Annotated in this window: 8 protein-coding genes and 1 pseudogene; 5 read left to right on the top strand and 4 right to left on the bottom strand. The window is 74.5% G+C overall.

The features are described 5' to 3' along the window. The first annotated feature begins 160 nt into the window (after nt 1–160). Nucleotides 161–721, top strand: a complete 561-nt coding sequence (locus tag ACFTZL_RS34720) for a PDZ domain-containing protein (protein ID WP_382591229.1) — start codon at nt 161–163, stop codon at nt 719–721. On the opposite strand, the gene ACFTZL_RS34715 is transcribed toward ACFTZL_RS34720, so the two are convergent. Next, nucleotides 714–1,469 (bottom strand): phosphodiesterase, encoded by a 756-nt coding sequence (locus tag ACFTZL_RS34715; RefSeq protein WP_382591226.1) that lies wholly within the window; start codon nt 1,467–1,469, stop codon nt 714–716. The genes ACFTZL_RS34720 and ACFTZL_RS34715 overlap by 8 nt on opposite strands. A gap of 199 nt (nt 1,470–1,668) precedes the next feature. Between ACFTZL_RS34715 and ACFTZL_RS34710 the strand changes: the two genes are divergently transcribed. Together ACFTZL_RS34710 and ACFTZL_RS34705 are read left to right on the top strand one after the other, a co-directional pair. Continuing rightward, the gene (locus tag ACFTZL_RS34710; RefSeq protein ID WP_382591223.1) at nt 1,669–2,793 is read left to right on the top strand and encodes an aminopeptidase P family protein; all 1,125 of its coding nucleotides are present in this window, start codon (nt 1,669–1,671) and stop codon (nt 2,791–2,793) included. A 46-nt stretch (nt 2,794–2,839) separates the two neighbouring features. Further along, the gene (locus ACFTZL_RS34705; protein WP_382591235.1) at nt 2,840–3,796 is read left to right on the top strand and encodes an aminoglycoside phosphotransferase family protein; all 957 of its coding nucleotides are present in this window, start codon (nt 2,840–2,842) and stop codon (nt 3,794–3,796) included. A gap of 21 nt (nt 3,797–3,817) precedes the next feature. Here ACFTZL_RS34705 and treZ read toward each other — a convergent pair whose 3' ends face one another. Then, nucleotides 3,818–5,563: a malto-oligosyltrehalose trehalohydrolase gene (gene treZ / locus ACFTZL_RS34700; RefSeq protein ID WP_382591220.1), complete on the bottom strand. Its 1,746-nt coding sequence runs from the start codon at nt 5,561–5,563 to the stop codon at nt 3,818–3,820. Nucleotides 5,564–5,736: 173 nt separating this feature from the next. Here treZ and ACFTZL_RS34695 point away from each other — a divergent pair, with 173 nt between their 5' ends. Then, nucleotides 5,737–6,303, top strand: coding sequence for an FHA domain-containing protein (locus tag ACFTZL_RS34695; RefSeq protein WP_382591217.1), 567 nt, complete (start codon nt 5,737–5,739; stop codon nt 6,301–6,303). A gap of 176 nt (nt 6,304–6,479) precedes the next feature. After that, entirely contained in the window at nt 6,480–7,862 is a 1,383-nt protein-coding gene (locus ACFTZL_RS34690; protein WP_382591232.1) for a M14 family zinc carboxypeptidase, read from the top strand. 13 nt (nt 7,863–7,875) lie between these two features. Here the strand turns inward: ACFTZL_RS34690 and ACFTZL_RS34685 are convergent, their stop codons facing one another. Then, nucleotides 7,876–9,126, bottom strand: a complete 1,251-nt coding sequence (locus ACFTZL_RS34685; RefSeq protein WP_382591214.1) for a M14 family zinc carboxypeptidase — start codon at nt 9,124–9,126, stop codon at nt 7,876–7,878. A 187-nt stretch (nt 9,127–9,313) separates the two neighbouring features. Beyond that, a pseudogene (locus ACFTZL_RS34680) lies at nt 9,314–9,577 on the bottom strand (malto-oligosyltrehalose synthase); the annotation flags it as partial.

Raw genomic sequence — 9,577 nt, 5'->3', positions numbered from 1 at the left:
GTGTCTTGATTCCGGCTTCTCCGACGGGGCGTATGGCCCTCATCGGCGCCGGTCAGTCTCACTCGTTCGTGGCTCGTCGCGTGCCGGGGTGCCGGGTAGAGCACCTGCCGTGATCGTTCCGCATCCGCCGGAGGCGATCGGCACCATCCGGAGGCGAGCCATGGAACAGACCGCGCTGCGACCCAAGCCGATGCCCGGTCAGGAACCCGACGCGGCGGTGCCGGCCACCCAGGCCGGTCCGGCCCGGCCGCGCCCGCGCGTCGCCCGGCGGCGCGGCCGGCGGGTAGTCAACGCGCTGTTCGCCGCCTTCCTGGGCGCGGTCCTCGTCCTCTCCGGGATCGGCCTCGCGACGGTGGGTGTCACGGCGGCCGTCCCGGGCGCAGTCCTCGACCCGCGAGGGTGGCGCAAGCCGTCGCCCCCCGGCCCCTCGCCGTCCGCCGCCGTATCCGTGCCCGCCGCCGTGACCCTCGGCGTGCAGGTCATGGACGCCGGGAAGCCGGGAGCCCTGGTCGTGGGGATCCATGTCCCGGGCCCGGGGCACGCGGCGGGCGTGGAGCGCGGCGACCTGCTCCTCGTCTTCGGGACGACCCGCGTCGACACGGCCGCCGACCTGGCCCGGGCCGTCGCCCGTGCCCGGCCCGGCTCCGAGGTCAGGCTGACGGTGCGGCACCGCAGCGGCGGCTACGAGCAGCTGACGGTCGTACCGGCCGTCGTCACGTGACCACCCGGAAGTGGCTCGTGAGCCGCCCGGTGTCGTCGAGGACATGGAAGGCGAGTCCGGGCGGCGCGTCCCGGTCGGCGATCTGATCGCCCTCCCAGGGCAGTCGCAGTGTCCACGTCACACCGGGGCCGGAGATCACCGGCCGCCCCGCGAACGAGGTGGCGGCGGGGGTGTGGGCGTGGCCGGTGATCAGACCGGCGATCTCGGGGCGGCGTGCCAGCAGGCCGGCCAGCCGCTCGGCGTGACGCAGCCGGCAGGAGTCGGGCAGTTGGTGGTGCAGTGCCACCGGCGGGTGGTGGAAGGCGAGCAGGGCCGGAAGGCCGCCGTCGAGTTCGTCCAGGGTCGCCTCGATCCAGTCGTACGTCTCCTCGTCCAGCTCCCCGTCGTCGCTCCCGGGCACGCTGGAGTCGCACATCAGCACGGCGCCGTCGTCGAAGACCTGCACGCTGTTGACCGGCCCCTCGGTCCCGGGCAGGCCCAGCAGCGCCTTGCGATAGGGCACGCGGCCGTCGTGGTTGCCCGGGCAGGTCAGAACGGGGAACGGGGCGTCGCCGTCGCGCAGCCCCAGCAGACGGGCCGCCTCCTCGTACTCGGGCTCCGTGCCGTGGTCCGCGATGTCCCCGGTCACCAGCAGCGCGTCGACCTGACCCGGCAGTTCCCACAACCGGTCGCGGACGCGCTCGGCGCGCTCCGTCGCCCGCGCGCTCCCGTCCAGATGCAGATCGCTGATGTGTGCCAGTACGAGCACGCCGCATGCCCCCTCGTTCGAACGACTGATGGCTGCCCATGTAATGGGTGCAGTGAATCTAAGCATTAGATCTAACGGTTGGTAAATCCCCTGCCGTTAGCGCAGACGCTCAGATGAAGTCCGCAGACGGCTCGCGTCGCCCCCTCCGGCCGGGCAGGATGTCTGCCCGTAGCCCCTTCGCCCGTCCTGGGAGGCCCGGATGACCGGAAGCACGGCCGCGCCCTTCACCGCCGACGACTACAGGGCCCGCATGGAGCGAGCCGCGCGTGCGGCCGCCGAGGCCGGTCTCGCGGGCCTGCTGGTGGCCCCCGGACCGGATCTGGTCTGGCTCACCGGATATGCGCCCCCCATGACCGAACGGCTCACCCTGCTGGTCCTCGCCGCCGGACAGGACCCCGCCCTCGTCGTCCCCGCCCTGGAGGCCCCGGACGCGCACAAGGCGGCCGGCGGGTCCGCCCTGGCCCTGCGCGACTGGACCGACGGCAAGGATCCCTACGCCGCGACCGCCGCCCTGCTCGACACCTCGGGCCGGTTCGGCATCAGCGACAACGCCTGGGCGCTGCACCTGCTGGCATTGCGGCAGGCCATGCCCGGCAGCTCCTACATCTCGCTCACCGAGGCCCTGCCGATGCTGCGCGCCGTCAAGGACGCGGCCGAACTGGAGCTCATGGCGGCCGCGGGAGCCGCCGCCGACGCGACGTTCGAGGAGATCCGGAACGTCCCGTTCGCCGGCCGCCGGGAATCCGACGTGGCCGCGGACCTCGACCGGCACCTGCGCCGGCACGGACACGAGCAGGTCGACTTCACCATCGTCGCCTCCGGTCCGAACGGCGCCAACCCGCACCACGCGGCAGGCGACCGCGTCATCGAACGCGGAGACATGGTCGTCCTCGACTTCGGCGGCCTGCGGGACGGCTACGGCTCCGACACCTCCCGCACGGTCCATGTCGGCGAACCCACCGACGAGGAACGCCGCGTGCACGACATCGTGCGCGCGGCCCAGGAGGCCGGCTTCCGCGCCGTGCGGCCGGGGGCCGGCTGCCAGGACGTCGACCGGGCCGCCCGCGCGGTCATCGCCGACGCCGGCTACGGCGAGTACTTCATCCACCGCACCGGACACGGCATCGGCGTCACCACCCACGAACCGCCGTACATGATCGAGGGTGAGCCGCAGCCCCTCGTGCCCGGCATGTGCTTCTCCGTGGAACCCGGTATCTACCTGCCGGGCCGGTTCGGCGTGCGCATCGAGGACATCGTGACCGTCACCGAGGACGGCGGGCGGCGCCTGAACACCACCTCCCGCGAGCTGGTCATAGTGGAGTGACGCGACCATGTCCCCACCACGCCTCCCGAACGGCAACGGCGCGACCATGACCCAGGCACCGACACCCACCGCGGACACCGTCCGCCGGCTGGTCCTGTCCCTCCTCAAGGACGGAAAGGAGACCAGACAGGGCAGGGAAGGCACCGGACCCGACGTCCGGCCCGCCACCCGGGGCGCCGAACCCGCCACCTGGTGGGTCGGCACCCGCCATGTGCTGCGCCTCGCCCCCGACCGCGAGGCCACCGTGCGCCAGCGCCGCGAACTGCGCCTGCGCGACCTCGTCCGCCCGCACATCCCGGTGGCGGTGCCCGCCAGCGTGGCGCACGGCGAGTGGGCGGCCGGGCTGACCTACACGCTGGACACCAAGGTGCCGGGCGGCTCGGGGCAGGAGCACGACGTCTCCGCCGTCGGCGAGGCCGACCTCGCGGCGCTGCTCACCGGGCTGCGCGAGGTGCCGGTCCGGCAGGCCGAGACCCTCGGTGTGCCGCGCGCCGCGCCGCGCTCCCTGGAGGCGCTGCGCCGGGCCGCCGTACGCGCCGCCGAACACTGCGCCGCCGCCGACGAGTTCGACGCCGCTCGCCTGAACCAGCTCACATCGCCCGCAGCGGGCCAGCTCGCCGCCCAGTCCGGGACGGCGGTCCTCACCCACCACGCCCTCACCGGCGGCCACCTCGTGGTCAGCGCCGACGGCCGGGTGCGCGGCGTCCTCGGCTGGGCCGGCGCGGTCGTCGGCGACCCGGCCGAGGACATCGCGGGCCTCGCGCTCGCCGTCGGCTCACCCGCCGCCGTACGCGCCGCCACCCTCGCCGGTTACGGCGCCCGGCCCTGCCTGCGCGGCCTGTGGCTCGCCCGCTGCGACACCGTCGTCCACCTCGCCGAGGCCCTCACGGGCGGGGACGCGGCCCGGCTCGCCGTGTCGCGGACGCAACTGCGCCACGCCTGGGAGCCGATCCTGCTGGAACGTGTGACGGACCTGCGCGAGACGGACGACGACGCCCTGTAGCAGGGCGCCGTCGCAGGCGCGTCAGTCCTGCGACAGCACCACGCCCGACTCTCCGGGCAGCCGCACCACCCCGTCGGCCCCGGGCGTCTCGACCGGCTCCCACGCGGCCAGCACACGCGCGTGCGGTACGCCGAGCGACAGCGCCGCCGGTTCCCGCGCCAGGTTCACCGCCACGAGGACGTCCCCGCGCCGGAAGGCGATCCAGCGGCGCTGCTCGTCGCAGGCCACCTTGGTGTCGGCGAGGTCGGGGTCGGTCAGATCGGGCTGCTCGTGGCGCAGCGCGAGGAGCCGCCGGTACCAGGCCAGCACGCGCGCGTGGGGCTCGCGTTCCGGTTCGGACCAGTCGAGGCAGGAGCGGTCCCGGGTCGCCGGATCCTGCGGGTCGGGCACGTCCTCCTCCTTCCAGCCGTGCGCCGCGAACTCCCGCCGCCTGCCCCGCCGTACGGCGTCGGCGAGCTCCGGGTCGGTGTGGTCGGTGAAGAACTGCCAGGGCGTGCCGGCCGCCCACTCCTCGCCCATGAAGAGCATCGGCGTGAACGGCGCCGTCAGCGTCAGCGTCGCCGCACAGGCCAGCAGCCCGGGGGAGAGCAGGGCCGAAAGCCGGTCCCCCTGGGCGCGGTTGCCGACCTGGTCGTGGGTCTGGCTGTAGCCGAGGAGCCGGTGCCCGGCCACGCGCGTGCGGTCCAGGGGGCGTCCGTGGTGGCGCTCGCGGAAGCTCGAGTACGTCCCGTCGTGGAACCAGCCGCCGCTGAGGGTCTTGGCGAGCCCGCCGAGGGGAGCGCGCGCGAAGTCGGCGTAGTAGCCCTGCGACTCGCCGGTCAGCGTGGTGTGCAGGGCGTGGTGGAAGTCGTCGTTCCACTGCGCGTGCAGCCCGAGGCCGCCCCCGGCGCGGGAGGTGATGAGCCGCGGGTCGTTCAGATCCGACTCGGCGACCAGGAACAGCGGCCGGTCCACCTCGGCGGCCAAAGCGTCCACGGCCGACGACAGTTCCTCCAGGAAGTGGCACGCGCGCGTGTCCACCAGCGCGTGCACCGCGTCCAGGCGCAGCCCGTCGATCCGGTAGTCGCGCAGCCACGCCAGCGCGCTGCCGATGAGGAACGCGCGCACCTCGTCCGACCCGGGCGCGTCCAGGTTGACCGCGGCGCCCCAGGGCGTGTGGTGCGTGTCCGTGAGGTACGGCCCGAAGACGGGCAGGTAGTTGCCGGACGGACCGAAGTGGTTGTGCACCACGTCGAGGACCACGCCCAGGCCGAGCTCGTGGGCCCGGTCGACGAAGCGTTTCAGCGCCTCGGGCCCGCCGTACGGCTCGTGCACCGCCCACAGCGACACGCCCTCGTACCCCCAGCCGTGCGTGCCCGGGAAGGGGCACAGCGGCATCAGCTGCACATGCGTGACGCCCAGTTCGGCGAGATGACCGAGCCGCTCGGCGGCGGCGTCCAGGGTGCCCTCGGGCGTGTACGTCCCCACGTGCAGCTCGTACAGCACCGCGCCGGGCAGCGGCCGCCCCGGCCACTCCGCGCGCCACGCGTACCGTTCGTGGTCCACGACCGCGCTCGGTCCGTCCGGTCCGTCCGGCTGCCGCCGCGAGCGCGGATCGGGCAGCACGGGCCCGTCGTCCAGCGCGAAGCCGTACCGGGACCCGTCGCGCGCCTCGGCCTCGCCCCGCCACCACCCCGGCCGTTCCGGATCGCGCTCCAACGCGCGCGTGACCTCGTCGCACCGGAGCGTCACACGGCCGGCCTGCGGTGCCCACACCTCGAACTGCACGGACGGTTCCCCTTCGTCTGCTCACCGTGATGTAGCCCGTCCATGGTGCGTCAAACGAGATCGATCCGCTGGCGCATCCTCCCTTTTGCGGCGGGTGTCGCAGGGTACGCGCGCGTGGCGGCCGTTTTCCCGTTTTCTGGACAGCCCGGCCGCGCTGCCCGAGAATCACCAACGTGACGTCGTCCTTCGAGTTCAACACGTACCCCGCGCGGCTCTCCGACGTGGAGCGCGACAGGGCGCTGAAGGTGCTCCGTGACGGCGTCGCCATGGGCCGCCTGTCCCACGACACGTTCGTCCGTCGCATGGAACTGGCGCTGGCCGCCCGCCGCCCGGACGAGCTCGCCGTGCTCACCGCCGACCTGCCCACGGAGAGCCGGTTCTCCCGGATGGTGTTCGGCACCGTCGAGGCGGTCTCCGGATTCACCGTGCGGCTGCGCCGGGCCTGGCAGGCCGAGCGGCTGCCCAAGCTGCTGCTGCCCCACCCGGTGCACGGCCATCCGCTGCGCATAGGCCGCGACCCCGCCAGCGGACTGCGCCTCAACCACGAGACCGTCTCCCGCGTGCACGCCGAACTCCGCCACCAGGGCGGCATGTGGGTCCTGCGCGACCTCGGCTCCACCAACGGCACGACCGTGAACGGCCGGCGGGTCGTCGGCGCCGCCCTCGTCCGCGAGGGCGACCAGGTCGGCTTCGGGCAGATGACGTTCCGGCTGACCGGGGTCCGGCCGGCGTCCGGCTGACCTGAAACCGCGGCACGCCCCGGCGCCGGCCTGGGAGTTGTCGCCCGCCGGTCCGCCAGGGGTGGCTCAAATCCCGTTGCCGTCCATGGTGTTGACGTACCCCTGAAGTCGTGACTCACTGTGCGTACGCCAGCTACACCTGGTGAACCGACGGCACCGCATGGGGGAGGTGTGCCCTGCCGCCCCTCCCGCGTTTCCCGACCGTCGACGAACTGGGCGCCCGGGCCGCCGCCCTCGTCGCCCGCCACCCCCGTGACGCCCGGCTGCGCCGGATCGGCACGTCCCGCGCGGGCACCCCCATGTGGCTGCTCTCCGTCGGCCACGGCAGCCGCCAGGCCCTCGTCGTCGCCGGGCCGCACGCCAACGAACCCGTGGGCGGCGCCACCGTGCTGCGCCTGGCCGAGCGGGCCCTGGCCGACGCACGGCTCACCGAGGGCGCCGACGCCACCTGGAACCTGCTGCTGTGCCTCGACCCGGACGGGCTGCGCCGCAACGAGGGCTGGCTCACCGGCCCGTACACCCTCGGCCAGTACTTCCGGAACTTCTTCCGGCCCGGCTTCCTGGAACAGCCCGAATGGCTGCCCGACGGCGCGGCCGGCGCCGCCCTGCCCGAGACCCGTGCGCTGCTCGACGTCCAGGACGAGCTGCGCCCGGTCCTCCAGTGCTCCCTGCACGGCGTCGACATCGGCGGCGGCTTCGTCGAGCTCACCCGCGACCTGCCCGGCCTCGCCCCGCGCCTCGCCCACATCGCCGCCCGGCTCGGCATCCCCCGGGAACTCGGCGCGTACGACGCTCTGTACTGGCCGGGCCTCGGGCCGGCCGTCTACCGGATCCCGCCGCCGCGCCGGGCCGGCCTCGCCGCGGCCATCACAGAGGCGGCCGTCGAGTCGACGTGGTTCCACCCGCACGGGCACGGCACCGTCACCGCGGTCGTCGAGGCGCCCATGTGGGGTGTGGCGGCCGTGTCCGACGGCTCCCCGCCCGCCGACCGGGACGCGGTGCTACGGGCCGTCAGCCACGCCCTGCGCCACGACACGGGGCTCCTGCGGCACCTGCTGGCCCGGATCCGGCCGCACCTCGCCGTCGTGCCCGACGCGGCGCGCCTGCTCGCCCCGGTCGACGACTATTTACTGGTCTGCCCCGGCCTCGCCGACGCCTGGGACCCCGAGACGGGTGACGGCGCGGCCCACCCCCTCCCGCCCCTGACCACCGCCCACCTGGCCGCCCTGCGCATCTCCGGGCGGCGGCTGGTGCTGCGCACCGCGGGGCTGCTGCACCAGCTCGTGCGGGCGGCGGGCCGCGACCCGGCCGGGGCCCTGCCGGAGCTGGACCGGCTGATCGACGCGTGGTGCGCCGACTACCGCGACGGCTGCGGGGCGCGCTGGATCCCGGTGGCCCGCCAGGCGGAGTACCAGACACGCGTGGTGCTCTCCGCCTTCGAACTGGCCGCGCGGCACGCGGGCTCGGTTTCGGGTTCGGGCGCGGGTTCGGGTTCGGGCTCGGTTTCGGGTGAGCCGGAGTGGGAGGCCGGGGCGGCGGTGCCGATGCAGCGCGACTGAACGCCGCAGGGGCCTAGGACGCCCCCTCGCGCGCGTGCAGCGCCGCCGCCACCACCGTGCGGGACTGGTGCTCGACCTGGTGCTCCAAAGGCACCCAGCGGGCGCGAAAACGTTCCGCGAAAGCGTCGCTCCAGGTCGCGACGAGTTCCTCGAGCTGCTCGGCCGCCCGCTCGTCGGTCCCGCGCAGCACCCGCAGCAGCATGGCCGCCGCCCGCAGCGGCACCCGCCGCACGAAGGCGTCCACGCTGCCGACGTACGCCATGGTGCGGTCCGCGGGCGGGGTGTGGACCAGGTCGGCGGCCAGCCCCGGCACCAGCTCCAGACCCCACTGGGCGGCCCGCAGCAACGGCCCGTCCAGGTCCGCCAGCCGGGGCAGCGCGCCGTCGAGCACGCGCGTCACCTCCAGCGCGTCACGCTGCAGCCGGCGCGCGAGCCGGCCGATCGCCGCCGCCGGAGCCGGATGCGGAGCCGGGTCGTCCACCAGGTCGCTCGCCCACATCGGCACCTCGACCACCGCGGTGAGACCGCCGTACCGATGGGCGTGGAACCAGGTGCTGTGCCGCGCGTCGTCCGGCAGGCTCGGGTACGCCGGACCGATCCCGGGCGCGGGCATCACATGCACCCCCGGCCCGGAGGCCGGCCAGCCCGCGGCGTCCGAGGCACCGGTCTCCACCGGGATGTGCAGCTCCGCCGCGGACTTGGCGAACGGCTCGGCCAGCCCGGGCACGTCCTTCGTCAACTGCACCCAGCTTCCGCCCAGATCCGTGCCGTGCAGGGTCACCTGGAGGTAGGGCCGCAGCTCGTCGATGACGCCGGTCAGGGCCAGAGTCTCGGGCGGCAGCCGGTCGGGCGGCAGCACGGACGGCGCCCACTCCGGCTGCTCCGGGCCCGCGGGACGGAAGAAGCCCAGGTGGTAGTCGAACAGGCTGCGCGGCGCCGGCGTCACATGCAGGCTCGCCCCGTCGGGATCCGCGCACAGCAGGAAGTGCCAGGACATGCCGTCCCGCAACTCCCGCTCCGCCAGCACCCGCCGGGCGAGCGCGAGCAGCGTGCAGGAGCCGGTCGGCTCGTTGGCGTGGGCGCCGGCGACCACCAGTACGGCTCGGCGGGCGCGGCCCACGGACAGCAGGTGCAGAGGTCTGCCGGCCCGCGAGGCACCCACCTGCCGCAGGGTGCACACTCCGGGGCGGTGAGCGGTCAACGCCCGGGCAGCAGAGACCAGTTCGGTCACCGTCGGGTAGCGCAGCTCCGGCAGGACACTCACCCCCGTCACATCCGCCCGAGTTCGCAATCGCAGTACCCCACGGCCGTGGTGCGGTGTCAAGAGCACGGCCGGGGAGCCTCCAGGGGGCGCCCGGAAGCACTGACGGCGGGTGTGCGGCAGGCGCCGTGAACGGTGTGGTCCCTGAGGGTCCACCAGGGTCGCCTGAGCGAGGTGATGCAGCCCGGCCTCACTCGCCCACCCGCTCCAGCAGAGCCACCGGCAGTACCGCGAAAAGCTCCTCCACGCGTGCGTGCCCCGTGAACTCACGCCCCGGCTCCAGCACATCCGCCCAGCGCCCCGGCGGAAGCGGCAGCCGGGTGTCCCGCCAGCCGCCCGCCTCCGCCAGCCGCAGCGACAGCCGCGTCACGGCCGTGAGCACCTCGCCGGAGCGGACGAACGCCGCGCAGTACGCCGCCGCGGGGCCCTCGGCGGCCAGTGGCGTGTACGTCGC

It is taken from the genome of Streptomyces sp. NPDC056948 (genome assembly GCF_042674225.1).
GTDB classification, from domain to species: domain Bacteria; phylum Actinomycetota; class Actinomycetes; order Streptomycetales; family Streptomycetaceae; genus Streptomyces; species Streptomyces purpurascens.
Note: the sequence above shows the minus strand (reverse complement) of the source record. Positions and strands in the feature narration are given on the sequence as shown.